This is a genomic window from Paraburkholderia sp. C35 (assembly GCF_003121405.1).
In the GTDB taxonomy this organism is placed as follows: Bacteria; Pseudomonadota; Gammaproteobacteria; order Burkholderiales; family Burkholderiaceae; genus Paraburkholderia.
The window spans coordinates 1-25,696 of record NZ_QBUY01000068.1 but is presented as its reverse complement, the minus strand read 5'-3'; the positions used below and the strand labels follow the sequence as shown (position 1 = coordinate 25,696).

Below are 25,696 nucleotides of genomic sequence, written 5' to 3'. Positions count from 1 at the left end.
CATGCAAGCGCACCGAACCGCTGCGTTGCGCCCGCATGCCCGTGCGATTCAGAACTTCTCCGGCACCTGACGGATCGGGTGCTCGGGTTGCCGGTAACCTGCCGGTTTCTGCCGCTTCGGCAGCTTGACCTTCTCGCGCGGCACCGTCTTGTACGGGATGCTGCCAAGCAGATGCGTGATGAGATTCAGGCGCGCGCGTTTCTTGTCGTCGGAATGCACGACGTGCCATGGCGCCTGCTCGGTGTCGGTGGCCGCGAACATGTCGTCGCGTGCACGCGAGTAGTCGTACCAGCGGCTATACGACAGCAGATCCATCGGCGAGAGCTTCCAGGTCTTGCGCTCGTCGGTGATGCGCGCTTCGAGGCGGCGCGTCTGCTCTTCTTCGCTCACTTCGAGCCAGTACTTCAGGAAGATGATTCCCGACTGGATGATGGCATGCTCGATCAGCGGCACGGCCTTGAAGAAGTTCTGCACCTGCTCTTCCGTGCAGAAGCCCATGACGCGCTCGACACCCGCGCGGTTGTACCAGCTTCTGTCGAACAGCACGATTTCTCCTGCGGCAGGCAGATGCGGCAGATAGCGCTGGATATACATCTGCGATTTTTCGCGTTCGGTCGGCGCAGGCAACGCGATCACGCGAAACACGCGCGGGCTGACGCGCTCCGTGATGGCCTTGATCGTGCCGCCCTTGCCTGCGCCGTCGCGTCCTTCGAACACGATGCAGACTTTCGCGCCCGTTTTAACGACCCATTCCTGCAGCTTGACCAGCTCGACATGAAGCGCCTTGAGTTCTTTTTCGTACTGTTTTTTGGTCATCTTGCCCGGCGCATCCTGGCCTTCCTGTGTGCCATCCGAATGCTTGCTACGGGCGCTCTTCTTTTCGCGTCGTGATTCAGCCATCGTTTGTCTCCCGTCACCACCGCAGTCACTATTGTGTCGATCCGAATGACGGTCCGTGCAGCGCGCGGACCGCCTCGTCATCAGTCTTCGCTCCGTGCGGGCACGACCTGAACCACGATCGTGCGGTCTTTCCAGAACATGTTGTGCACGCGCGGTTGCAGGCTCTGCAGCACATGCGCGCCCACGTCATTGAAGCCCAGCACGACGGCAGGACGGTCGCCGCTTCCTTCGACGCGCTGAATCGTATCGAACGGTGGAAATCCGTAACGGCACAGGAATTCGCGGATTTCCTCGTCGGTCACCTCGTCAGCGACGTTGCCAACCCAAAGCTCAGCCATACGATGTTCTCCTCATCGAAAGTCCATGCATTTGAACAGAGGCGCTACAGATAACCCAGCCTTTGGAAACAGTTTATGACTTTCAAAACGCCTGGTGGCGACCGGCAAACATCTCAACAATGCGGAACATGCAACGCCCGATGCAATCGATCCAGAAACTGAAACGGCATCGAGCACGGTGACGACGCAGGCCTGGCGTTTTTCTGCTTCTGCGCTTTATCTTGCGCTTCAGTTCGCGCGCCTTAAAGCGCACGCATTGCAGCGTCGATATGCAATCCTCCCGGCGGCAGATCGGCACGCCGAAAGCGGACCATCGCGAACGCGCGCATCTGCGGCGTCGTGCCGGGAATCCGCACGAAGTGAAACTCGATATCGTGTCCGCCCTTCGAGGCTCCCTCCTGCACCACGTTCATCATGTCGATGCGGATATGCCGGTTCCTGATATAGACGTAATCGGCGGGCTTGCCGAACACTTCGCAAATGCCTTCCAGTTCATGCTCGACGATATCGGTCGGCATTCTCAGCGCAGCCAGGTGGTCAGCGTTCTGCGCAATCTGCGTCTGCACATGCGCGAGTTCGTCCGCTTCGACGGCCGTGCCGCCGCCCGCCACCGCAGAGATGCCCGTGCCACCGCGATGCAGCAAGGCCACGCGTTCCTGCATCAGCTCCCGCCCGCGCGCGAGGCTTGCGGCGCGCGTGGCGGCCAGCATCGACAGCCCTTCGAGCGCGAGCTGATCGATCAGCCTGCGTTCGATCTCCGCGCGCAGCGACGCTTCCGTGCGTCCGCAGATCCGCACGCGATGGTCGCTGAAACTCAGCGTGGTTTGCGCGACGTCGTGATGCAGCGTGTCGCCATCGAGCGCGACGCCGAGCACATGGCGCTCCGTCAATGCCATGCCGAGCGTGCCGTGGAGATCGACGGCATCGGGATGCGCGTCGAAGAACGCGCGCACTTCCTGCGAGCGGCCAAAGGTATCGGCGATATCGTCAGGGGTTGCGAAGAATGCGCGCAGGCTCGGATTGCCGGCCCACGCGTCGGCGCTTGCATCGAGCGTGGCGGGCAGCGAGGCCATCAGTTCGTCGGCGTATTGGAGCGTGACGGGGATCGGCCGCCTGAGGCGCTGCCGATAGCGGCTCGCGACGGCAATGCGTGGATGAATCGCGAGAATGCGGCCGATCGCTTCGTCGATGCGTGCGGTCTCCATCGGCGGCCCGGCAGTCCGATCGCGGTGGAACAGCCGGCTCAGCAAGCCCATTAGCGCATTCTCCCGGCAATGATGGACTGGTCAGCATACCGCACGAAAATTCGCCGCGCGGCGATCGGGCGCTCACGGGCTGCTCAGCGTGTGTCTCCTCTGACCAATGCAATCCCCCTCGGATCGAGTCTGCATGCGGGTTTGCGATAGGTCGATTCAATTTGCATCGCGCACCCCGCCGACCTCTAATGAGGCATGGCAATGCCACCTGCCGGACGCGATCGTCGCAAGCCGTATCGCATCCGGTGCCGAGCGGCTGGACCGGCCATCACCTGACAATCCGAATAGCAACGAACAGTGAGGGTATCGTGAGAACCATGCCGATGTGGATTGCCCTGCTCGTCACCTGCACGTCGATCGACGCTCTGGCGGTCGACATCACGGGCGCCGGCAGCACGTTCGCTGCGCCCATCTATGCGGCGTGGGCGGACGCCTACAGGAAATCCGGCGGCGGCAACGTTCAGTACAAGGGCGTCGGTTCGACGGAAGGCATCAAGCAGATTCTCGCGAAGCAGGTCGACTTCGCCGGCTCCGACGCGCCGCTGGCGGAGAGCGAACTGAACAAACGCGGCCTTGTCCAGTTTCCGACCGTGATAGGCGGCGTGGTGCCCGTCGTCAACATTCCCGGCATCAAGCCCGGCGAGTTGACGCTATCGGGCGAAGTACTCGGCGACATCTACCTCGGCAAGATTACGAACTGGAAAGACCCGGCCATTGCCGCGCTGAATCCGAAGCTGACGCTGCCCGATCTCGCGATCGCCGTGATCCGCCGCGCCGACGGCTCGGGCACGACACTGATCTTGACGCACTACCTGTCGCAGGTCAGCCCCGAATGGAAAGCGAAAGTCGGCGAAGGCACGACCGTGCGCTGGCCGCGCGGCATTGGTGGCAAGGGCAACGAAGGGGTGGCGACTTACGTGCGCTATCTGCCGGGGACAATCGGCTATGTTGCGTGGGACTTCACGAAGCAGAATCATATTGCCTATACGGCGATGAAAAATGCTGCCGGTGTTTCGGTGCAGCCGGGACCGGATGCGTTCAATGCAGCTGCGCTCGGGGCTAACTGGTCGAGCTCGCTTTTTCAGATCCTCACGAATGAGCCTGGCAAGGATGCGTGGCCTGTGATGGGTGCGACGTTCGTTTTGATGCCTGCGATGCAGAACAATGCCGATCATGCGAAAGAGGCGCTTAGTTTCTTCGAGTGGGCATTCGTGAATGGACATCGGGCGGCGCAGGATCTTGATTACGTTCCGTTGCCTGCGGCAGTGGATGAGGAGATTCGTATGCAGCTTCATTCGCATATTAAGGATGCGGGGGGGAGGCCTGTTGCTGTGCAGTAGGGGTTTTTTTGTTGGCATCCGCTTGTTGCTAGTGGTCTGCTAGTGTTGCCCCTGTGCGGGGCGGCACTTACTTTCTTTGCCGCCGCAAAGAAAGTAAGCAAAGAAAGCGGGCTAACACCGCCAATGCTAGTTGTTGCCTGCGGGCCCCCAACCGGTCCTATCCCTCACACGACATCGCCCTTCTTCATGCTCGTTGCTCACGCTTCGAATAAGCGCCTCCCCCGCTTCAATCGCCCGTAGCCCAGCCAGCGGCAGCGAATGGTTGCGGCCGCCCAGGTGGCAAACGGTGTGTCGGTTGTCGCGCCTTACGCGTCGGCGATCCTACAAGACACACCGCCTTTGCTTTTCAGTCCGGAGTGATGCGCATACGCCGCGATAGCCGACACACCGTTTGCCACCTGGGCGGCCGTGGACTGACGGGTAAGGTCCGCTGAGACGCGGGTATTTGAAGAGGGTGATGCGCCCTTAAAGAGCGCTGGCAGCCGGCATCAACAAGAGTGATGCCGCATGAAGGATAGGACCGGCTGGGGACCCGCAGGCAAGGACCGTAGTGGGTGGTGTTCAGCGGCTTTCTTTTGCCTACTTTTCTTTGCCGCGGCAAAGAAAAGTAGGTGCTGCCCCGCACAGGGGCGACGCATGCATACCGACACGAAAGCGCGGATGCCAGCACAGAACCAAACCAAAACCGAAACCGAAACCAAAACCCAGCGCCAGCAAAAAACATCACGCGTACTTAAACACCCCTTGCGCACTAGCAATCAAAACCTTCCCATCCACCCAAGCCTCAGCACGAGCAAAAAACACAGACCGCCCTTTACGTTCAAGAAACCCTCGGCTAATAACTTTATCCCCCAACCCCTTGTCCAGATAACTGATCGTCAACGACAAGGTAAACCCATGAACAGGATCCCCTTCGCTATAAAGCCCGGAATAGCCTGCAGCAGCATCGAGCAAAGTGGCAATCACACCACCCTGCAACACGCGCTGCCGGTTCAATGTCGCGGGCCGGATCGGCATGACGAACTCGGCGTAGCCGCTTCGCCACTCAGCCAGTTCAACGGCAAGCGATTCAAGAAAGGGATTGTCGAGACGCGGCGGCTGCATGCAAGGCTCCTGCAAAGGATGAGAACACCCTCAGCATACAACGCACCAACCACACCTCATGCCTGGCGCGCCGGCCCCACCGATGCCCGCATCGACACCGTGACAGGAAACTCCCGAAAGATGTCCCACTTGGTCCCGTAGCACTGGTTGATCAGCCAGCGCACGGCATTCTGGGTCAGCTCAGCCGTGGGGATATGCACCGACGTCAACGTAGGCGCCGAGTAAGCCGCCGAATAATCATCGTCGTAGCCAATCACGGACACGTCGCCCGGCACCGAAATGCCAAGCTGCTGGAACCGCGCGAGCGCACTCACTGCCATCGTATCGTTGGCGCAGAACAGCCCCGTGAACGGCACCTTCGATTCAAGCAACTGGCACGTCGCCGCATATCCGCCTTCGGGCGAGAAGTCCGATTCGACCAGCGGCACGGAATCGCGTGCAATTCCATGGCGCGCCAGCGCATCGAAAAATCCGTCCAGTCGTTCGACGTTATCCGATGCCGTGTAAGGCCCGGAAATCACCGCAATCTTGCGGTGCCCATGTTCGAGCAGCGTCTCGGCCGCGATTTCGCCACCGCGCCGATGGTCCGCGCAAAACGATGCATCCGGTAACGCGTCGAACGCGCGGTTCAGAAATACCATCCGCGGATGCATCTGATGCAGCCCGTCGAGATCTTCGTCATGCAGGTCATGGCTGATGACCACGACGCCATCGCAATCGCGTCCGATCAGAAAACGCACGGCTTCGAGCGCCTGCTCGCGCGGTGTCGATTCGCCGCAACCCGTCGCCACCACCACGTGCCGGTGCACCGCACGCAGTTCGAGATCGGTCTGCTTGAGTATCGTGCCGTAATACGAACCGAAAAACGTCGGCACGAACAGGCCGATGATGCCCAGTTGCTGCGTGGCCATTGCGCGGCCTATCGACGAAGGCCGGAAGTTGAGTTCGGCAATGGCAGCCTTGACGCGCGCCGCCGCTTCCGCCGATACCGGTCCTTTGCCTGATATGGCGCGCGAGGCTGTCGACAGCCCCACGCCCGCCAGGTCCGCTACGTCTTTTAGGGTAGCCACGGTGTCTCCGTCCGCTTGGTGTTGTTGCGTGCGCCGTTCAGAGGCGCGCCCCGCCCGCCTCGTCGAACAGCGATATATGTGCGCCATCGATGGTGAACGCCACGGAGTCGCCAATCGCGACGGGCGTTTTCTCCTGATCGATCGACGCTATCTGGCTGCCATGATAATCGAGCCAGATAATCCGGTGGTTGCCCATTGGTTCGATAAGCGACACTTGCCCGCGCTGATTCGAGTCCGCACCGATCCGCACACGCACATCTTCGGGCCGCACGCCGAGCACGCACGCGGCGCCCGGTTCGGGTTGCGCGGCGAACGCGTACGACGATACATTGAGATCCAGTTGCGCGCCCCTGAAGCGCATGCCCCCATTTTCAGCATGCAGCGTGCCGTTCAGCAGGTTCATCGCCGGCGAGCCGAGGAAGGTCGCGACGAACAGGTTCGCGGGCCGCGCATATACTTCGGCGGGCGTGCCGAACTGCTGGATCACACCGTTCTTCATCACGGCCATGCGGGTGGCGAGCGTCATCGCTTCGACCTGGTCGTGCGTGACGTAGATCATCGTCGCGCCCAGCCGTTGATGCAGTTGCTTCAGTTCGCGGCGCAATTCGGTGCGCAGTTTCGCATCGAGATTCGACAGCGGCTCGTCGAACAGGAAAACGTCCGCCTCGCGCACAATCGCACGGCCGATCGCCACGCGCTGACGCTGCCCGCCCGACAGTTGCGACGGCTTGCGCTTGAGCAGCGGGCCGAGTTGCAGCATGTCGGACGCGCGCGCGACGCGCCGCTCTATTTCCGCCTTCGGCGTGCCGTTGATGCGCAGCGCGAAGGCCAGATTACGCTCCACGCTCATGGTCGGATAGAGCGCATACGACTGGAACACGAGCGCGACGCGCCGGTCTTTCGGATCGGCCCACGTCATGTCCTCGCCGCCAATCTCGCTGCTGCCGTCCGCCACGTCGATCAGCCCGGCGATGCTGTGCAGCAGCGTCGACTTGCCGCAACCCGATGGTCCCAGCAGCACGACGAATTCGCCCGCGCGCACGTCGAGATCGAGCGCGTCGATCACCGTGTTCGCGCCCAGCTGGATTTTCAGGTCGCGCACGGCGACGTTCGCAAGGTTCGGTACAGTTGCCATAGTCGTCCCCTCAGCCTTTGACGGCGCCCGATGCGATGCCGCGCACGAACCAGCGGCCCGAAATGAAATACACGGCGAGCGGCACCACGGAAGTCAGTATCGTCGCCGCCATGGTGACGTTGTAGATTTTCTCGCCCGTCGTGGTGTTGATGATGTTGTTGAGCTGCACCGTCATCGGCAGATTACGTGTGCCGGCGAACACGAGACCAAGCAGGTAGTCGTTCCAGATGTTCGTCACCTGCAGGATCATCGCGACCACGATGATGGGCAGCGACATCGGCAGCATCAGTTGAAAGAAGATGCGCCAGAAGCCGCCGCCGTCGATGCGCGCCGCCTTGAACAGTTCGAGCGGAATGCCCGCATAGTAGTTGCGGAACAGCAGCGTCATCACGGGCATGCCGAAGATCGTGTGAATGATCACGATGCCCGGCAGCGAACTGAACAGATGCACGCTCGCCAGCATGCGCACCATCGGATAGATCATCACCTGATACGGAATGAACGCGCCCAGCAGCAGCACGCCGAAGAACACGCCTGCGCCGCGCGGCCGCCAGAACGACAGCGCATAGCCGTTGATCGCGCCGATCACGATCGAGAACACCGTGCTCGGCACCACGATGCGCACCGAGTTCCAGAAGCCCACGCGAATGCCGTTGCAATCGAGGCCCGTGCACGCCGATTGCCATGCATCGCTCCACGGTTGCAGCGTGAAGTGCGCGGGCAGCGCGAGCAGATTGCCGAGACGGATTTCGTCCATCGGTTTGACCGACGTCACGAGCATCACGTAAAGCGGCAACAGAAAGAACAAGGCCGCGATGATCAGAAAGCCATAAATGCCGAGACGCGCCGGCGAAAAGCGCTTCCTGCGCGCGTGACGCTGACGCGCCGACTGAGCCGAAGATGGAAACGTCGTGCTCATCACACCTCCTTGCGCGACGCGGCGCGGCTGCGCGCGTACAGGAACGGCGCGAGAATCGCGAGCACCGTGGCGAGCAAAACGATCGACGCCGCCGATGCCAGCCCGATATTCGCGCGGCCAAACAGGTAGTCCATGATGAACTTCGCGGGCACTTCGCTCGCGGTGCCGGGGCCGCCCTGCGTCATCGCGACGACGGCGTCGAACAGCTTCACGACGGCCACGAACAGCAGCACGAATGCTGTCGAGACAGACGGCCCGAGCATCGGGATCACGATGCTCAGATACACACGCCAGCGCGGAATGCCGTCGATGCGTGCCGCCTTCCACAACTCTTCGTCGATGCCGCGCAAGCCCGCAAGCATCACCGCCATCACCAGCCCCGACGCCTGCCACACGGTGGCGATCACGATCGTGTAGATCACCCAGTCCTGATCGACGATCCAGTCGAAGCGTGCATGCGTGAATCCCATCTTGTGCAACACCGACTGCGCGCCGAGTTCCGGATTGAGAATCCACTGCCACACCAGACCTGTCGCGACGCACGACATCGCATACGGATACAGGAACACCGTACGCAGCACGCCCTCCGCCATCACACGCTGATCGATAAAAATCGCGAGCAGCATGCCGATCACGAGGCACGCGACGATGAAGCACACGCCATAGATAGCGATGTGCTGCAGCGACACCAGCCAGCGATCGTTATGAAACAGCCGCACGTATTGCGTCAAGCCGACGAAGTCGTTCGACGGAAACGTGCGCGAGTTGCTGACGGACACGCGTGCCGTCCACAGCATCGTGCCGAGATACGCGAAGATCACCGTCACCATCATCGGGATCAGCGCGATCCACGCAGCGACTGACCAGCGCTTGCGCGTGGGCCGCCTCCGCGTTCTGGCGGCGGGCCGTTGCGGCTTGCCGGAGCCGGCCGCCATCTCAGGCAAGGCGTGCGACTTGAGCGTGCCCATCGTGCGTCAACCCTTCAAGGCGCTGGCAAAGGCCTTTTGCGCATCGTCGACCGACTGGTTCTTGTTCCAGAAGTTCGTGATGACGTCCGTCAACGCGCCCTGCATGTCGGGCGACAGCAGCATTTCAGGGTTCGGCAACTGACGCGATTTGTCTTTCATGATCGCAATGCCCTCTTTCGCGCACATGTCCAGTTGATTCACATCGACGTCGGGCCGAATGGGGATCGAGCCTTTCTTCGCGCTGAACGCAACCTGCGCCTGCGGTGACGTCATCACGGTCGCGAGCAGATTCTGCGCCTTGATCGCAGTCGCGTTGTCCGTCTTCGGGAACACGAACACGTCGCCTGCTACGAGATACGGCGAATGCGGACCGCAGCCGGGGAAGCAGCCGAAGTCCTTGCCGGGCGCCTGCTTTGCCGCCGAGAACTCGCCCTTCGCCCAGTCGCCCATGATCTGCACGCCGGCCTTGCCGGAGATCACGAGCGCCGTTGCGTCGTTCCAGTTGCGGCCCGGCGAACCGGGATCGACGTAATCATGCAGCTTCTTGAACGATGCCAGCACCTTCTTGAAGGCAGCGGAATTCACTGCGTTCTGGTCGCGGTCGCGATAGATCTTCAGATACAGATCCGGGCCACCGACATCGGCGAACACGGCGTCGAACGTAATCTTCTCCTGCCACGGCTGACCACCGAGCGCGAGCGGAATGACGCCCGCCTTCTTCAGCTTGTCGAGATCGGTGACGAATTCATCGAAGCTCTTCGGATCGCCGTCAATGCCCGCCTTCGCAAACACCGGCTTCGAATAGAAGAACCACGCGGGCATGTGGATATCGACAGGTGCTGCGTAGTAGTGACCATTGACCTTGATGCTGTCGATAATCGATTGCGGAAAGATCGCGGCCCAGTTCTCCTTGCTGGCGACGCTATCGACGTTGTTGAGCAGGCCCTGATCGATCAGGTCGTGAAACTGCTTCGACGTATTGAACTGCGCAGCCGTGGGCGGATCGCCGCCGACAATGCGGTTGATCGCGGTCGCACGCGCCTGGTCCGCACCCGCCACGGCGTTGTCGACCCACTGGCCGCCCGCCTGGTTGTACGCGTCGGCGAACTGGCGGATCGCCGCCGATTCGCCACCCGAGGTCCACCAGTGAATCACATTGGCCTTCAACGGCTCGGCATGCGCGACGATGCCCGTGATGGCCAATGCCAATGCGATACCGCTTTTCAACGCCCACTGTTTTCTGCTGTTCATTCCGTCTCCTTCGGGCACGATGCCCGATTTATCAGGTCGACTGCTTATCAGCTTGTTGTGACTGCGTATCGGCGCCGATGCATCAGCGCTTCGTTTTGCGTGCCTCGATGAACTTCGCGATCAGTTCTCCACTGCGCTTGACGGTGCGCTGCTGCGTGCCGTAATCGACGTGCACGACGCCGAAGCGCCGCTCATAGCCATACGCCCATTCGAAATTATCGAGCAGCGACCACACGAAGTAGCCGCGAATATCGACGCCCTGCTTCACGGCCTGATCGACCGCCGCGAGATGGCGTTTGAGGAACGTGATGCGCTGCGGATCTTCGACGGCACCGTTGTGCACCTTGTCATCCGAGGCCATGCCGTTCTCGGTGATATAGATGGGCGGCAGGTTCGCATACGTGCCGTGAAAGCCCGTCAGCAGATCGCGCAGGCCATCCGGAGAGACTTCCCAGCCCATCTGCGTGCGCTCGACATCCGGCAGCGGCGACTCGATGAAACCATGCGCGCCGTCGCTCTTCACATTGGTGCGGAAATAATAGTTGATGCCGAGGAAGTCCAGCGGCGCGGCGATGGTCTGCAGGTCGCCTTCGAGCACGAGCGGCTCGGCGCCCGGCCACAGTTCCCACAGATCGGAGGGATACTCGCCTTTCAGCAACGGATCGAGAATCCACGCGTTGTGCTGCACCTCGAACAGATGCGCGGCGCGCTGGTCCGCGGCGCTCGATGTCTCGCCCGTGCCGCGCCCGACATTCGCGACGATGCCTTTCATCGACGACGGATCGTTCGCGCGCAACGCCTGGGTGCCGAGACCATGCGCGAGCAGCAGATGATGCATCGCCTGCGTCGCGTAGCGCAGGTTCGCGAGGCCCGGCGCATGATGGCCATTGCCGTAGCCGAGGAACGCCGAGCACCACGGCTCGTTGAGCGTCATCCACGCATCGACGTGACCCGACAGTTCGCGGCTCATCAGGTCCGCGTAATCGGCGAAGCGGTACGCCGTCTCGCGATTGAGCCAGCCGCCGCGATCTTCGAGATGCTGCGGCAAGTCCCAGTGATACAGCGTGACGAAGGTCTGCAGCCCCTTTTCCTTGAGCTTGCCGAGCAGCCGCTTGTAGAAATCGAGACCCTTGCGGTTCGGGCGGCCCGCTTCGTCCATCACGCGCGGCCATGCGACCGACATCCGGTACGCCTCGAAATTCAGCCGCGACAGCAGATCGAGATCGCCTTCCCAGCGGTGATAGTGATCGCAGGCCACGGCGCCCGTGTCGCCCGCCAGCACCTTGCCGGGCGTCGCCGAGAAGGTGTCCCAGATGGACGGCAGGCGGCCGTCTTCGCTGACGGCCCCTTCGATCTGATACGAAGCCGTCGCCGCGCCAAGCAGAAAGTCCTTGCGCCAGAGTACGGAATCGGACGGCGGCGTGAACGGATCGCTCTGCTGACTGCTGCCGGGTGCCACTGCATCGTATGCCACGGAACCTCCCCTCGCTGAATGTCTGGATACGTGTTTGAAACGAATCGGTCAACGGCTGGAAGCAAAGTGGAAGCGCTTCCACATGACCTGCGCACGATAGCAGTGGCGCTTTTGACGCAGCAATCAGGGTTTGTCTGGATCGGACAGAGGCTGTCCGAAATCAACATGCACGCGGCATGACGCGGCGCTGACGGTTGGCTTGCCGCGATGCCTATCCGCTGTGCATACGCAACGCGCACCGAGGGTCGCTCGGCCAATGTCTCGGTGTTTTCCGACACCTGGGCGCCCGGCTGGGAAGAAGGCATGGGTGGACCGTTACACTGAATCTCGTCGATGCGGAAACACGTGGCGCATCCCATTCAGATGAGAGTCCAATGCGAGCGACGACCATCCAGGCGAACGGTATCGTTCCTGCGCTGACGAGCATACGTTTTCTCGCCGCGCTGACCGTTGTCCTGTCGCACTACCGGGAACTCGAGCTGCTCAACACGCCTGAGTCGTTCTTCAATTTCGTCGATGGCGGGCGCTCAGCCGTCTCGCTGTTCTTCGTGCTGTCCGGCTTCATTCTCACCTACACGTATCGCGACGAACTCGCGACCCAAAGCCCGCACAACTTCTACGTCGCGCGCGTGGCGCGCATCTATCCGAACATCCTGTTCGCGCTGGCCATCGCATCGATCACGACGGCGTATCTCGTCATCTCGCACAACGAAGTGCTGATGCTCAAGTGGTTCGCGCTGAAGTCGGCGGTCAATCTGTCGCTGGTGGTGAGCTTCGTCGCTCAGGTGCTGCTGATCACGGCCTGGTTTCCGTTCGCCGCGATCAACCAGCCATGGAACGGGCCGGCATCGAGCGTGTCGTGCGAGGCGTTCTTCTATGCCCTCTTCCCGCTGATCCTCGCGCGCTTCGTGAAGATGCGCGCGAAGACGCTCGTCATCACGCTGATCGGTGTCTGGATCGCGCAGGGCTTGATGATCGAGTTCTTCATGGTCGCGTTGCCGATTTCGCGCAGTCACTTTCTGGCGGGCACGCTGCCGATCTGCCGGATCGCCGAGTTCATGCTCGGCATCGGCGCAGCACTCGCGTTTCAGGGCTTGCGCGCACGCGGCGTGTCGATGCACAAACGCGGCATGGCACTGGTGGCGGGTTCCGTCGTCGCGCTGATCATCCTCGCGCTGTGGCAACCGACCACGCCCGTGTTCTATCCGCAAAGCCCGTTCTTCGCGACGCTGATTCTCGGCCTCGCGTTGCTCGAACGTCCTGTGTTCGGTGTGTTGAATCAGCGCTGGCTGGTGCGCTTCGGCGAAGCGAGCTACGCGCTGTTCCTGATTCATGTGCCGATCGCGTATCTCGCGTGGCTCGCGGGTTTTCGCGCGAACAACGGCTGGATTCCGCTGGTCTTCACGCTGCTCTTTAGCGTCGTCGTGTTCACGTACTTCGAAGAGCCGATGCGCCGCCGCATTCGTTCGCGCTTCCGCAGCAAGGCGCTTGCACCGGCAAGCGTGGCCGCAGGGACCGGGGCCGTCGATCCGTCCGTTTCGGTTGGACCGGGCATGACGCCAGGTTGATCTATCGCCTGGCACTGAAACCGCACTGAAAACACAAACGGCGCGTAAAGCGCCGTTTGTGTTTTTGCATCTGCGGTTGCAACTCAGGCCCAGTGTGCCGGGATCCACCCGCGGCCAATCCAGTGGCCCGGCACAAAGATCACGGGGCGCGGCTTCGGCGCGACGTACACGACATGCGGAGGCGGCGGCGGAGCCATCACCACGACACGTGCGGGCGGCGGCACGACGACGGGAGCCGGTGCGACCACCACAGCGGGCGGCGGGGGCGGCGGAGTCACGACTACCGGTGCGGGAACTGGCGCTGCCACCACGACGGCCGTCGCAGGCGGCGGGACCACCACCGGCGGCGGCACGACAACTGCCGCACCGACGGTAGTCGTACCCGTTACCACCGTCGTGCCGCCCGTCGCGACCACGCCGCCGTGCACGACAGTGCCGCTCGTCGTCACCGTGTTGCCGTGCGTGCCCGGCGCGCTGCCCGACGTGACCACCACGCCCGGCGCGACGCTGGTCGCGCTGCCCGAATGCGGGACCGTGCCGCCGTTGCTGCCCGTCACCGTGCCTGAACGCGAGCAGGTCCAGCCTGCGCAATTCGTCGATGCCGAGTGGTTGTAGCTATTGCCGTTGCCACCCGTCACCGTACCCGACGACGAGTACTGCCCGGCGCCGTTGCGCGTCACTTGACCGGATGTCGAGGCCGTCTTGCCATCAGAGCCGGTCATCGAGCCGGTATGCGAGCAGGTGCCACTAGCGCAGCTGGTATCGCCCGAATGCTGGACCGAGCGGCCGTTCGGGCCGTAGGCCGTACCCGTGTTCGAGAACTGGCCGGGCGCCGTGCGCGTGACGCTGCCCGAGTTGCTCGCGATGCCGCCGTACGGGCCCGCCACGGCGCCCGCGTGATTGCAGGTGCCGCCGCTGCAGTAACCGCCGTGTGCGCCGTTGTATTCGCCGCGCGACGTGTAGGCGGTGCCGTGACCGTACCAGCCCGCAAACGCCGGCACGCTCACGAGCGACGCACTCGCACCGATCAGCGTCGCTGCCGCCGTCAGCGCCACGCGCCGCGAAATACCACGTGCAGCCGAAGCCGACGAACGATTCAACAGACCAGACAACGAAGAGAAGATGGGCGAGCGGGTTTTCACGGCAGTGTCCTGCACGGTTCGGGCCACTTCGCAGATGCAGTGTGGCGACGGATGAATCGTAGAAGAACGGACCCGCGAAGTCAGTTCAAAAACTATGTCGGAATATGTCACGGCGGGTCACGGCGACAGGCGCAAAACGCCTGCTGCCGTGGCCTCGCGAGCGAATTGCCACGACACGAAAAACCCGAAAAAACTATGACGAACGGTCGCGGCCACGCGTGCGCGTCGCGCCCGTGACGACACCGATTCCGAGCAGGATAACGGCGACAATCGCGACGTAATGCTGCGCGACGTGCATGCTGACAAGCGCCCATGCCACGCCGCCAATAAAAATCAGCCAGCCGATCAGGTAAATGGCCAAGGTCATCGGATTCTCCTTTCCGCTTCGACGTGCAAGGTTTTTGCAAGAACCGTGCCGCGGGTCGAGAGATGTCCTGAAGCTGTCGTGCCGTCTTATGCGATCACGTCGGCGCCGTCGGCGGCGGGTTCGTCTTTTTCGGCTTCACGGGCGGCTTTGCGCTGCCGGTCGCGCTCGGCCCGCACGCGCTGCATTTCGATCAGCTCGCGATACGACAGCCACGCGCCCGAACTGCCACCCGATTTTGCCGCGTACATGGCAGCGTCCGCGTTGAGCAGCAGCGTTTCGGCGGAATCGCCGTCGGCGGGGAAATGGCTGATGCCGATGCTCGCGCCCACGGCCATCGTCTGTTCGCCGATGGTCAGCTCGTCGTCGAGCGTGCGCACGATGCGCGCGGCAATCGCGGGCGCGGCGTCGGCGGAACGCTCGCCACGCACCAGCACGATGAATTCGTCGCCGCCCAGCCGCGCGACCACGTCGCCCGTGTACAGCACATGCTGCAGGCGCCGCGCGACCACGGCGAGCACATCGTCGCCGACGGAATGGCCGAACTGGTCGTTGATCTGCTTGAAGCGGTTCAGGTCGATGAACAGCACCGCGAGCCGCTCACCATGCTTGCGCGCACTGTCGATCGCTTCCTGCAGCTTCTGCATGAAGAGCATGCGGTTGGGCAGCCCCGTCAGCCCGTCGTGGCTCGCGAGATGCACGAGTTCGTGCTGCTTGCTGTGCAACTCGTCCATCTGCACGCGGATCTCGCGGCGCATCCGGTCGAAGCAGCGCGCGAGCACGCCGATTTCATCGGTGCGTTTGAGCGGCAACGCATCCATCGTATGTTCGGCGAAGAAATGCGTGGCGGCATCGGCGAGCAGATGCAGCGGACGCGTCAACGCGCGCGCGAACAGAATGGCGAGCAGGATCGCAAAACCGCTGAAAATCAGCACCATCCGCACGATGCTGTCGCCGAGCATGTTCGCGCCGACCAGCACGTCGTGCAGCGGCTTCGCAAGGCCGATCACGATGAAGCGGTTACCCTGCGATTCACCGAACGGCCTGCGCACGAACGCGTACACATGGCCCGCGGCTTCCTTCGGTTGCGACAGACCGTTCAGCAGCACGGGCTGCGTCGACTGCTCGAACAGCGGCCGGGTCGCCGCGAAGCTGTCCTGCATGAACACGCGCCGGCCCTTGTCGAAACCGAAGGTGGCGGCCGGGTCGGGATGCACGAGAAAATCGCCCCACTCGTTGGCGAGGAAGACCTGATAGTCGGTCGGCAGATCGGCTTGAGAGAGGCGCAGCAGCGCAGCCAGATCGACATCGATGACGATCACGCCGACCACGTCACCGCGCGCATCGGCGATGGGCGTGCCGATCCGCAAGGTCGGTTTGCCCTCGGCGGCGTGCGCGCCATGTTCGTGGTTGACGGCAATCGGCGAGATGTAGACGCGGCCCGGCTGCAGCGCGAGCGTATCGAATACATAGGCGAACTGGCCTTTCTCCTGCAAGGCATCGTCCCGCACGCGCACTGCGCCGCCCGATTCGCGGTCGAGCCGGATCAGCTCCAGCCCGTAGTGATTGCGCGCGATCAGCCGTACCTGCAGATACTCGGGATGCTGCACGATAAAGCTCGCGAACACCTGCGCGAGCCGGTCGCGCGGCGAGTTGTCGGGCGCGGCGCCGTTGTCGCCCGCCGCGATGGCAGCCGCCGACGGCATGGTCGACAGCACCAGCGCATCGGCGGCAATGTCGGTGATCGCCATCGTAAAGCGCTGCCCGAGCAGTTCTGTCGACGTCAGCAGGCTGCGCTCCGCTTCGTGCACCAGCATGGTCCGGTTCGCGCGATACGCGTAATACCCGGTCGTGCCCGACGCGAGCACGCCGATCAGCGCCAGCAGCACCGAGAGCTTGAAGGTGAGTCCGGGGCGCATCATCGGAAACGCTCCGGACGGTCGCCCGACACGATGCGGCTCCACAGCGCCTCGCGTTTCTGGATGTTTTCGACGGGTTCGATCCACAGGATGTGGCTCTTGTCCGTGTTTTCGGGTGCTTCCGTGAGCGTGTTGGCGAGACCCTGGCGCTGGGTCAGCAGGCGGCTGACGTCCGGCTCCAGCATGTAGTTGATCCACGCCAGCGCGAGCGGACGGTTCGCCGCCGCGCTCGTCATCGACCAGCAGTCGAGCCACGCGAGCACGCCTTCGTCAGGGATCACATAGCCGACATCGGCGCCCGCGCGGCGCAGCAGTTCGAGCTGCTGCGTGCCGTAGTTGCCGAACATCAGCGCGACATGGTGCTGCACGAAAAACGCCGCCGCTTCTTCCGGCAGGTTGTAGTACGTGAGCAGATTGCGCCGCAGGTCGATCAGTTTGCGCGTGATGGTCTGGATCTGCGCGTCGTTCAACTGAAACGGATTTTGATAGCCGAGCGCGAGCGCGGTGAACGAGAAATTGTGCTGCGCGCTGTTGTAGTCGAGCACCTTGCCGCGATAGCGCGGATTCCACAGTTCGCTCATCGAATGCGGCGCCACACTGACCTGCTTGCGGTCGTAGATGAGGCCCATCGTCGAATACGTGAACGGGATCGCGTAGACGTGGCCGCGCTGCGTCAGCCCGCCAATCGACGACAGCGCGCGAAAGCGCGGCAACTGGCGCTTCGTGTTCGGCAGGCTGCCGAGATCGAGCGGCGCGAGCAGGCTGTCGTGCGCATAACGCTGGATTTCAGCCGTATTCGCCGCGAGCACGTCGAATTGCGGCTCTTTGCCTTCGTGCATCTTGTCCCACAGCGCTTCGTCGGAATCGATCAGCGTCACTTCGACTTTCGCGTGATAGCGGGTTTCGAAACCTTTCACGACGTCGGGATCGGCATAGCCCGGCCATGCCAGCACGCGCAGCACGTTTTCGGCAGCCGATGCATGCGCAACCATCATGCAGCAGGCCGTGAACAGGATGACCGTGTCGAACAGACGCCCAGGACGAACGCGACGGACGGCCGCACGCGCGACGCGGACGGGCACGACCCGCCGCCACACACATGCATTCAGGTAGCACCACCGCATTTCGTCTGTCCTTATCGCGATCCGGCTTCAGGGCACTTCAAGGCGCACGCCGGCGCAGCGCCGCGCGTGAGCGGCCATGCAACTGGCACATGCGAGAGGAAAACGGCGTTCGGTCGCCTGCGAATGACGGGCGACGCTTTTCTTCTGGAGAATGAACTGCAGTCTAGCTGAATCGCGCGCGCCAAAATACACCCTGTCGTGGTCTACACGCTGATAACGGCGCGAATGCGTGCTTCTTTAACGATTCGCGTACGCTTTGTTTTCAGCCAGCGTTTCAGGAAATTACGGCGAAAACGGGTAGACACGGCACAGCAATTTTCAACGCGTTTCAAACCGGCGTTTTATTTTCGCGCCTGTTTTTCAGGGCTTTTATGCAAACACCGCAAAGAGTCACAGCGTGATGCATTGCGCTGCCTGCGCGCAAACGTATGCGAGGCAGAACGCGTGCGTGATCCTAACGATGCTTGATGACATTCGTTCGGCACGGCACGCTACTGCACCGATGCGATCACGCGTCCGCCCTTCTGCACACGACCTGCCGGATGCAGTTCGAAACAGAACGTCGTGCCTGCGCCTTCGCGCTCGACGAGCCGTATCTGGCTGCCGTGCAATTGCAGCATGCGCTGCACGATCAGCAGCCCCAGCCCGCCGCGATGCGCGCCGGCCGACGTGAACGCCCGCTGGAACAGGCCGGCGCGCACTTCCGCCGACATGCCCGGTCCCGTGTCGCTCACCGTCACGGACACCTTGCCGTCATGCACGGCGAGATCGACATCGACGGCGCCGTCGTCGGGCGTGTGACGGATCGCATTGTCGAGCAGATTGGTGAGCACGCGCTCGATCATGCCGAGATCGGCAGTCACGTTCGGCAAACGCGGCGGAATGCCCGCTCGCAACCGGATGCGGCGCGCTTCGGCGGACAGTTCGAATTTCTGGAACACGTCCTGCAGCAGATCGACCAGCGAAAAATCTTCCAGCGCGAGCTGCACGTTGCCATGTTCGAGCCGCGCGAGTTCGAACAGCGACTGCGCGAGCCTGCCGACCTTCACACTCTGCGCGAGCGCAATGGCGAGATAGCGTTTGCGCTCGGTGTCGGTCAGCGTATCCGACTTCATCGACAGCGTTTCGAGGTAGCCGTGCAGCGAAGTTAGCGGCGTGCGCAGATCGTGTGAAATATTGGCGACGAGTTCGCGCCGCTCCTGATCCTGGCGCGTCAGTTCGCGCCATTGCTGGCCGATGCGTTCGGCCATCTGCGCGAAGGTCGATTCGAGCGTGGCGATTTCGTCGCGCGAATTCGAAGGCGACAGACGGGCTGCGTGCGGGACATCGGCAGGAAAGCGCGGCTCGCCGTTCGCGTCGAACTTGCGCATCGCGTCGGTGAGGCGGCGCAAGGGCCGCGTGATCAGACCGAAGGCCATCAAACCCGCGACCAGTCCGAGCGCGGCGACGACGGCCATCGACCACAACGTGGTGCGCAGCACCGAACTGGCGGCGACGCGCGCCGCCAGCGCATCGTGCGCCTCGCCCTGCAGCACGACGTACAGATACTCGGGCGGCCGGCCGGCCGCTTGCGGCAGCAGCGCGGCGCTGAATACCTTGCGGCCATCGACGCTGCGCGGGTCGTCGCCGAGAATCGGCAGCGGATCGCCGGCGATGAACTGGCGCACCGGACGCACATCGACCTGCATCCGTTTGAGGTGGCCGGCAGGCGCATCGTCGCCTTCGATCCGGCCGCTCTGATCGAGCAGATACACCTCGACGCTCGGATTGACCACCATCAGTTGCCCGAAGATCTCGCGCAGCGCCGCCTTGCGCGAGCCGTCGCCGCTGTCGTCGGAGAGTGCCGGATTGTGTGCGATGTGCGACGCGAGATCGCGCGACAGGCTCTGGATCACTTCCTTTTCATGCAGGTCGCTGGAGCGGATCTGCAGCCACGCGGATGCACCGCAGCACGCAAGCAGCAGCACGGAAAACACCAGCGACAGCCGCTGCGTCAACGACAGATTCACGACGCTTCTCCCTCGTTCGCGGCGGGATCGGCGACGAACTTGTAGCCGCGTCCCCATACCGTCAGGATGCGCGCGGGCTGCGCGGGGTCGGCTTCGATCTTGGCGCGCAGCCGGTTGATGTGGGTGTTGACGGTGTGCTCGTAGCCTTCGTGCTGATAACCCCACACGGCATTGAGTAGATCCATGCGCGAGAACACCTTGCCTGGGCGGCTCGCGAAGAAATACAGCAGATCGAATTCGCGCGGCGTCAACTCGATGCGCTTGCCGTCGACACTCGCCTCGCGTGTGAGCGGATCGATAAACAGCCCGGCGAGATCGAGACTGCCCGCTTCCATGCGCGCGCCCTTCGCCATCGCATCGGCGCGGCGCAGCAGCGCTTTCACGCGCGCGACCAGTTCGAGCACGGAAAACGGCTTGGCGAGATAGTCGTCCGCACCGAGTTCGAGGCCGAGAATGCGGTGCACTTCGCTCGAACGCGCGCTGGTGATGATGATGGGCGTATAGCGCGCCATCGCGCGGGCGCGCCGACAGATTTCCAGTCCATCGACACCCGGCAGCATCAGGTCGAGGATCAGCGCGTCCCAGTTGCCCTGCTCCAGCAGCCGCAAGCCTTCGTTGCCGTCGGCGCTATGCACGACCTCGTAACGCTCGTCCCGCAGATGCAGGCTCAGCACATTCGCAATATCGACATCGTCTTCGACGATCAGTACGCGCTTCGGATGGTCCATCGGCTCGTTTGAAAAAACTGGCATGACGCGGGATTAAACGTTGGCATACAACGTTTACAGCACTGACATTGTGCAGAATTTTCCGGCGCCGGGTTATCACAAATATTTTAAGTTTCCGTGAGGACCCGGATACCACGGCGGACTTAGGCTATGGCCACGTTCAATCGAGTCGCACCAAGGAGCACACGATGAAAAGCCGCAGACGGTTCCTGTTATCGGGCGGCAGCGCGGTCGCCGCGCTGGCTGCCCTCACGCAATGGCGTGCCTTCGCGGCAGGCGGAGCCACGGCAGCGGACGCCGCGAGCGACGCGGCAGCCCGTTTCGAAGTCATGCATACCGATGCGCAGTGGCGCGCCCAACTCACGCCTGCGCAATATCACGTGCTGCGCGAGGAAGGCACCGAGCGCCCGTTCAGCAGCCCGCTGAACGACGAGCACCGCAGCGGCGTGTTCGCGTGCGCGGGTTGCGGCCTCGAGGTGTTTTCGTCGCGCACTAAGTTCGACAGCCACACGGGCTGGCCGAGCTTCTGGGCGCCGCTCGACCACGCCATTTCGACGCGCGAGGACGGATCGTGGGGGATGGTGCGGACGGAAGTGCATTGCAAGCGCTGCGGCGGCCATCTCGGCCACGTGTTCGACGACGGCCCGAAGCCGACCGGCTTGCGCTATTGCATGAACGGCCTCGCGATGACCTTCGCGCCGCGCGCGGCCTGACGCCTTCTTCAAAAGCTCACATTTCGCCCGATCCACACCACAAACGATCATGTTACTCATCGTCCTCGCTTATCTCGGCGGCGCGCTCACGATCCTGAGTCCGTGCATTCTGCCCGTGCTGCCTTTCGTCTTCGCACGCGCCGACCAGCCGTTCGTGCGCTCCGGCCTGCCGCTGCTCGGCGGCATGGCGCTGACCTTCGCGCTGGTCGCGACGCTTGCAGCCGTCGGCGGCGGCTGGGTCACCCAGGCGAACCAGTATGGCCGCTGGATCGCCATCGTGCTGCTCGGCGTGTTCGGCCTGACGCTGCTGCTGCCGCGGCTCGCCGACCGCCTGATGCACCCGCTGGTGAGCGCGGGCAACCGCCTGTCCGAACTGGCGCAGTCGGGCGGCGACACGCCGCGCGTCGGCGCCTCGTTCCTGCTTGGCATCGCGACGGGTCTGCTGTGGGCGCCGTGCGCCGGTCCCATCCTCGGTCTCGTGCTGACGGGCGCCGCGCTGCGCGGCGCGAGCGTCGGCACGACGCTGCTGCTGCTCGCTTATGCAGCGGGCGCGGCGACGTCGCTGGCTGTGGCGCTGCTGATCGGCGGACGCGTGTTCACCGCGATGAAGCGCTCGCTCGGCGCAGGCGAATGGGTGCGGCGCGGCATCGGCGCGGCGATGCTGTGCGGCGTCGCGGCGATTGCGCTCGGCCTCGCCACGGGCGTGCTGACGAAGATCTCGACGGTCGCGACGGGCGGCATCGAACAGCGCCTGGTGGACAAGCTGTCGCCTGCCAAACCGGCGGACGCGATGATGTCGGCGAACGTGGCGAAGGACGCGCCGAAGGACGCCGCGAATGACGGCCCCGCCATGATGAAAGCCTCCGACACGCAGAACGGCCAGTCGGCTGACGCGACACCGCCTGCCGGCACGATGATGCGTGCCTCGTCGGCGGCTGCCGCGCTGCCGGTCGAAGGTACGCTGCCGTCGCTCACGGGCGCCGTGCAATGGCTCAACTCGCCGCCGCTCACCAATGAGCAGTTGCGCGGCAAGGTCGTGCTGGTCGATTTCTGGACGTATTCGTGCATCAACTGCCTGCGCTCGCTCCCGTATGTGAAAGCGTGGTCGCAGAAGTACCGCGACATGGGTCTCGTCGTGATCGGCGTGCATGCGCCGGAGTTCGCGTTCGAGCGCAATGTCGGCAACGTGACGAAGGCCACGCATGATCTGGGCGTCGATTACCCCGTCGCGATCGACAACAACTACGCGATCTGGCGCGCGTTCGGCAACCAGTACTGGCCGGCGCACTACTTCGTCGATGCGCAGGGACGCGTGCGTCATCACCACTTCGGCGAAGGCGAGTACGAGCAGTCCGAGAAAGTGATCCAGCAACTGCTCGCGGAAGCGGGCCATCCCGAAGCGACGCAGGTGGCCACAGGTCTCACGCAGCGTGCGAAAGGCGTGGAAGCCGCTGCCGACGGCAACGACATGATGTCGCCCGAAACGTATATCGGTTATGCACGCGCCGAGAACTTCGCGTCGCCGGGCGGCGAGGCCGAGAACCGCGCGCACAACTACGCTGCGCCGACGAGCCCCGACGACAACGACTGGGGACTCGCGGGTACGTGGAAAGTGGGCAAGGAGCAAGCGACGCTCGCCGCACCGAATGGCCGCATCGTCTATCGCTTCCATGCGCGCGACCTGCATCTGGTGCTCGGTCCGGGCGCGAGCGGCAAGCCCGTCCACTTCCGCGTGACGATCGACGGCGCTGCGCCGGGCGATGCACGCGGCACCGACGTGGGCGCCGACGGAACGGGCATCGTCACTGAACAGCGTCTTTATCAACTCGTGCGGCAGACGGGCGACGTATCCGATCACACCTTCACGATCGAGTTTCTCGATCCGGGTGTCGAGGCGTACGCATTCACGTTCGGCTGATCGCGTTTCGGCCAACCGGACATCACCCAGTTTTTCGAGGATCTATCACCGTGAACAAGAATCTCATCGCAAGCGCATTGGGCTGGAGCCGCACGTCGGCGGGCAGGATTGCAGCGTTCGTCGCCATCGGCGCGGGCGCGATTGCATGGCAGCATGTGGCATCGGCGGAACAGGCGGTCAAGATTCCGCCGCCCGCGCAGGACGAAAAAGCGGCGAGCGTGCATACGGAAACGGCTGTCTTTGCGGGCGGCTGTTTCTGGGGCGTGCAAGGTGTGTACGAGCACGTGAAAGGCGTGAAGCAGGTTGCGTCGGGTTATGCGGGCGGCGCGGCGAATACCGCGCAGTACGAGACCGTGAGCGAAGGCGATACGGGGCACGCGGAATCGGTGCGCATCACGTATGACCCGACGCAGATCACCTATGGCCGCCTGCTGCAGATTTTCTTTTCGGTCGCGCACAATCCGACGCAACTGAACTATCAGGGCCCGGATCATGGCACGCAGTATCGTTCCGCGGTGTTCCCGCAGAGTGCCGAGCAGCGCAGTATTGCGCAGGCGTATATCGCGCAGTTGAACGGCGCGAAGGTGTTTTCCACGCCGATCGTTACCAAGGTCGAGGACTTCAAGGGCTTTTATCAGGCGGAGCAGTATCACCAGAACTATCTGGTGCTGCATCCCGAGTCGCCTTACATCGCGATCAACGATCTGCCGAAGATCGATTATCTGAAGCAGATGTTTCCGGATGTCTATCGCAGCGATCCTGTGTTGCTGAAGGCTTCGGCTTCGGCATCGGCTTCATGAGGTTGCCGCGCGTTCGCGTTCAGGCTGGCGGTGTTCAACCGCCGACGGCGTCGACAATGCGTTTGCACATTGCCTTGTCGGGATACGGACCGACGCCGGCCTGAACGTTATCGGCCATGTACTCGGGGCGCCCCGTACCGGGAATCACGACGGTCCCGGCCGGTTGCGCGAGCACGAATTTGAGCAGCAGTTGCGCCCACGTCGTGCAGCCGAGGTCGGCGGCCCAGGCGGGCAGTGGCCGCTTGCTCACGCGCGACAGCAGCCCGCCGCCGCCGAACGGCTGATTGACGACGACACCGATGCCGAGATCGTGCGCGAGCGGCAGGATGCGCTGTTCGGCGTCGCGGTCATCGGCGGCGTAGTTGATCTGCACGAAGTCGGGCTTTTCGCTGCGCATCACGCTTGCCACTTCATCGAACGCACTCGACGTGTAATGCGTGATGCCGATATAGCGCACGCGTTTTTGCGCTTTCCAGTCGCGCAGCGTGGCGATCTGCGTGCGCCAGTCGACGAGGTTATGCACCTGCATCAGATCGATGCGCGGCTGTTGCAGGCGTCGCATCGATTCTTCCATTTGCGCGATGCCGGCTGCCTTGCCCTGAGTCCAGACCTTGGTCGCGACGAATGCCTTGCTGTGCGCGTCGAGCCTCGTAAGCAGGGTTCCTGCGACAGCTTCGGATGAGCCATACATCGGCGATGAATCGATCGCCGAACCGCCAGCGGCGAAGAGGACTTTCAACACTTCGGCGAGCCGCGCCTGACCGTTCGGATCGTCGCCGACGTCGAAGGTGCGCCACGTGCCGCAGCCGACTACCGGCAACGGTTCACCCGTCGATGGAATTGCGCGGCGCTCCATGCGGGGCATGGGCTTGTCGTCGGCACGTGCCAGGGATGGCAGCGACATCGCGAGCGGCATCGCTAGCGCCCGGTGCAGGAAATCGCGGCGCGTTTTGGGGCGATGATTGTCGGGCATTGGCTTGACCGCCGGCGTGCGTGTGTGGCGTCGATGCGTTTGTGCATTCCGTCAGCCGGGACGGCGCGCGATGAAGTCGATTTCGACCAATGCGTCGCGGGCCAGACCCGTTACGCCTACGCAGGTTCGTGCGGGTAACTTTCCTGGCGGGAAGTGCGCGGCGTAGATGGCGTTCATCGTCGCGTAGTCGCGCTTGAATTCGGTCAGAAAGATGCGGGCCGAGACGCCGTGCTCCAGGCCGAGGCCTATCCCTTTCAGAACCAGCACCAGATTGTCCATGACTCTTTTGGTTTGCGCGGCGACGCCTTCAGGCAGCGGTGCCGTGTCGTCGTCGGGGTAGGTTGGCATCTGGCCCGTTACGAAGACCCAGCCGTTCGATTCCGTGGCATGCGAGAACGGACCCACAGGGGTCGGGGCTGCTTCGATCATGTGGAACAGGGTGAGGTCGGTCATTTGGGGGTTGTGGCTGCGCCTTGGATGGTGGGAATGTCGTACCTTAGCGTGGATTTTTTTGTTTTGCAGGGTTTGGTTTTGAATTTGGGTTTGGTCTGGTTTTGGTGTTGGTTTCGCTGGCATCCGCGATTTGGTGTTTGTGCTTCAAGCGTCGCCCCTGTGCGGGGCGGCACCTACTTTTCTTTGCCGCCGCAAAGAAAAGTAGGCAAAAGAAAGCGGGCTAACACCGC

Annotated in this window: 24 protein-coding genes; 6 read left to right on the top strand and 18 right to left on the bottom strand. The window is 62.9% G+C overall.

The annotated features are described in order from the left end of the window. Positions 1–48: 48 nt before the first annotated feature. The 3 genes from ppk2 to DK391_RS29775 all read right to left on the bottom strand — a co-directional run bounded on the left by ppk2 (position 49) and on the right by DK391_RS29775 (position 2,494). Positions 49–900 carry a polyphosphate kinase 2 gene (gene ppk2, locus DK391_RS29785; protein WP_109481589.1) on the bottom strand — a complete coding sequence of 284 codons (852 nt, stop codon included), beginning with the start codon at positions 898–900 and terminating at the stop codon, positions 49–51. Positions 901–980: 80 nt separating this feature from the next. Continuing rightward, positions 981–1,238, bottom strand: coding sequence for an RNA-binding protein (locus tag DK391_RS29780; protein WP_109481588.1), 258 nt, complete (start codon positions 1,236–1,238; stop codon positions 981–983). Positions 1,239–1,480: 242 nt separating this feature from the next. Further along, complete coding sequence (locus tag DK391_RS29775; protein ID WP_109481587.1) at positions 1,481–2,494, bottom strand: hypothetical protein; 1,014 nt, start codon at positions 2,492–2,494, stop codon at positions 1,481–1,483. Between the two features lie 323 nt (positions 2,495–2,817). Here DK391_RS29775 and pstS point away from each other — a divergent pair, with 323 nt between their 5' ends. Next, complete coding sequence (gene pstS, locus DK391_RS29770) at positions 2,818–3,834, top strand: phosphate ABC transporter substrate-binding protein PstS (protein WP_109481606.1); 1,017 nt, start codon at positions 2,818–2,820, stop codon at positions 3,832–3,834. Positions 3,835–4,557: 723 nt separating this feature from the next. Here the strand turns inward: pstS and DK391_RS29765 are convergent. The 7 genes from DK391_RS29765 to DK391_RS29735 form a co-directional block, all read right to left on the bottom strand. Further along, on the bottom strand, positions 4,558–4,938 hold the full coding sequence (locus tag DK391_RS29765; protein WP_109481586.1) for a PaaI family thioesterase: 381 nt from the start codon (positions 4,936–4,938) through the stop codon (positions 4,558–4,560). A gap of 56 nt (positions 4,939–4,994) precedes the next feature. Next, the gene (locus DK391_RS29760; RefSeq protein WP_109481585.1) at positions 4,995–6,008 is read right to left on the bottom strand and encodes a substrate-binding domain-containing protein; all 1,014 of its coding nucleotides are present in this window, start codon (positions 6,006–6,008) and stop codon (positions 4,995–4,997) included. A gap of 37 nt (positions 6,009–6,045) precedes the next feature. Continuing rightward, positions 6,046–7,143 (bottom strand): ABC transporter ATP-binding protein, encoded by a 1,098-nt coding sequence (locus tag DK391_RS29755; RefSeq protein ID WP_109481584.1) that lies wholly within the window; start codon positions 7,141–7,143, stop codon positions 6,046–6,048. A 10-nt stretch (positions 7,144–7,153) separates the two neighbouring features. Then, positions 7,154–8,062, bottom strand: a complete 909-nt coding sequence (locus DK391_RS29750) for a carbohydrate ABC transporter permease (RefSeq protein WP_109481583.1) — start codon at positions 8,060–8,062, stop codon at positions 7,154–7,156. Next, entirely contained in the window at positions 8,062–9,030 is a 969-nt protein-coding gene (locus DK391_RS29745; RefSeq protein ID WP_109481582.1) for a sugar ABC transporter permease, read from the bottom strand. The genes DK391_RS29750 and DK391_RS29745 overlap by 1 nt, the downstream gene beginning before the upstream one ends. Positions 9,031–9,036: 6 nt before the next feature. Then, positions 9,037–10,281, bottom strand: coding sequence for an ABC transporter substrate-binding protein (locus DK391_RS29740; protein ID WP_109481581.1), 1,245 nt, complete (start codon positions 10,279–10,281; stop codon positions 9,037–9,039). 82 nt (positions 10,282–10,363) lie between these two features. Beyond that, positions 10,364–11,755: a GH1 family beta-glucosidase gene (locus DK391_RS29735; RefSeq protein ID WP_109481580.1), complete on the bottom strand. Its 1,392-nt coding sequence runs from the start codon at positions 11,753–11,755 to the stop codon at positions 10,364–10,366. A 374-nt stretch (positions 11,756–12,129) separates the two neighbouring features. Between DK391_RS29735 and DK391_RS29730 the strand changes: the two genes are divergently transcribed. Next, the gene (locus DK391_RS29730) at positions 12,130–13,323 is read left to right on the top strand and encodes an acyltransferase (RefSeq protein WP_109481579.1); all 1,194 of its coding nucleotides are present in this window, start codon (positions 12,130–12,132) and stop codon (positions 13,321–13,323) included. Between the two features lie 83 nt (positions 13,324–13,406). On the opposite strand, the gene DK391_RS29725 is transcribed toward DK391_RS29730, so the two are convergent. The 6 genes from DK391_RS29725 to DK391_RS29705 all read right to left on the bottom strand — a co-directional run bounded on the left by DK391_RS29725 (position 13,407) and on the right by DK391_RS29705 (position 20,609). Next, complete coding sequence (locus DK391_RS29725) at positions 13,407–14,465, bottom strand: hypothetical protein (protein WP_109481578.1); 1,059 nt, start codon at positions 14,463–14,465, stop codon at positions 13,407–13,409. A gap of 193 nt (positions 14,466–14,658) precedes the next feature. Beyond that, the gene (locus DK391_RS45025) at positions 14,659–14,832 is read right to left on the bottom strand and encodes a hypothetical protein (protein WP_204117468.1); all 174 of its coding nucleotides are present in this window, start codon (positions 14,830–14,832) and stop codon (positions 14,659–14,661) included. A gap of 86 nt (positions 14,833–14,918) precedes the next feature. Next, positions 14,919–16,751 carry a sensor domain-containing diguanylate cyclase gene (locus DK391_RS29720; RefSeq protein ID WP_109481577.1) on the bottom strand — a complete coding sequence of 611 codons (1,833 nt, stop codon included), beginning with the start codon at positions 16,749–16,751 and terminating at the stop codon, positions 14,919–14,921. Then, positions 16,748–17,872: an extracellular solute-binding protein gene (locus DK391_RS29715; RefSeq protein WP_109481576.1), complete on the bottom strand. Its 1,125-nt coding sequence runs from the start codon at positions 17,870–17,872 to the stop codon at positions 16,748–16,750. The genes DK391_RS29720 and DK391_RS29715 overlap by 4 nt, the downstream gene beginning before the upstream one ends. 491 nt (positions 17,873–18,363) lie before the next feature. Continuing rightward, complete coding sequence (locus tag DK391_RS29710; RefSeq protein WP_109481575.1) at positions 18,364–19,881, bottom strand: HAMP domain-containing sensor histidine kinase; 1,518 nt, start codon at positions 19,879–19,881, stop codon at positions 18,364–18,366. Further along, positions 19,878–20,609, bottom strand: coding sequence for a response regulator transcription factor (locus DK391_RS29705; RefSeq protein ID WP_109481574.1), 732 nt, complete (start codon positions 20,607–20,609; stop codon positions 19,878–19,880). Before DK391_RS29705 ends, DK391_RS29710 begins: the two co-directional genes overlap by 4 nt. A 188-nt stretch (positions 20,610–20,797) precedes the next feature. Between DK391_RS29705 and msrB the strand changes: the two genes are divergently transcribed. From msrB to msrA, 3 genes are read left to right on the top strand one after another with little or no spacing between them, the layout of a single operon-like run. Then, positions 20,798–21,322, top strand: coding sequence for a peptide-methionine (R)-S-oxide reductase MsrB (gene msrB, locus DK391_RS29700; protein WP_109481573.1), 525 nt, complete (start codon positions 20,798–20,800; stop codon positions 21,320–21,322). Between the two features lie 49 nt (positions 21,323–21,371). Beyond that, positions 21,372–23,240 carry a cytochrome c biogenesis protein DipZ gene (locus DK391_RS29695; RefSeq protein ID WP_109481572.1) on the top strand — a complete coding sequence of 623 codons (1,869 nt, stop codon included), beginning with the start codon at positions 21,372–21,374 and terminating at the stop codon, positions 23,238–23,240. Between the two features lie 50 nt (positions 23,241–23,290). After that, a complete protein-coding gene (gene msrA, locus DK391_RS29690; RefSeq protein WP_109481571.1) occupies positions 23,291–24,040 on the top strand; it encodes a peptide-methionine (S)-S-oxide reductase MsrA in 750 nt (249 codons plus the stop codon). Positions 24,041–24,074: 34 nt separating this feature from the next. Here msrA and DK391_RS29685 read toward each other — a convergent pair whose 3' ends face one another. Together DK391_RS29685 and DK391_RS29680 are read right to left on the bottom strand one after the other, a co-directional pair. Further along, positions 24,075–25,013 carry an aldo/keto reductase gene (locus DK391_RS29685; protein ID WP_239482991.1) on the bottom strand — a complete coding sequence of 313 codons (939 nt, stop codon included), beginning with the start codon at positions 25,011–25,013 and terminating at the stop codon, positions 24,075–24,077. A gap of 51 nt (positions 25,014–25,064) precedes the next feature. Continuing rightward, positions 25,065–25,466 (bottom strand): RidA family protein, encoded by a 402-nt coding sequence (locus tag DK391_RS29680; protein WP_109481570.1) that lies wholly within the window; start codon positions 25,464–25,466, stop codon positions 25,065–25,067. A gap of 33 nt (positions 25,467–25,499) precedes the next feature. Between DK391_RS29680 and DK391_RS45020 the strand changes: the two genes are divergently transcribed. After that, positions 25,500–25,696, top strand: a 197-nt coding sequence (locus DK391_RS45020) for a hypothetical protein (protein ID WP_204117467.1), incomplete at its 3' end; no start/stop codon positions are given.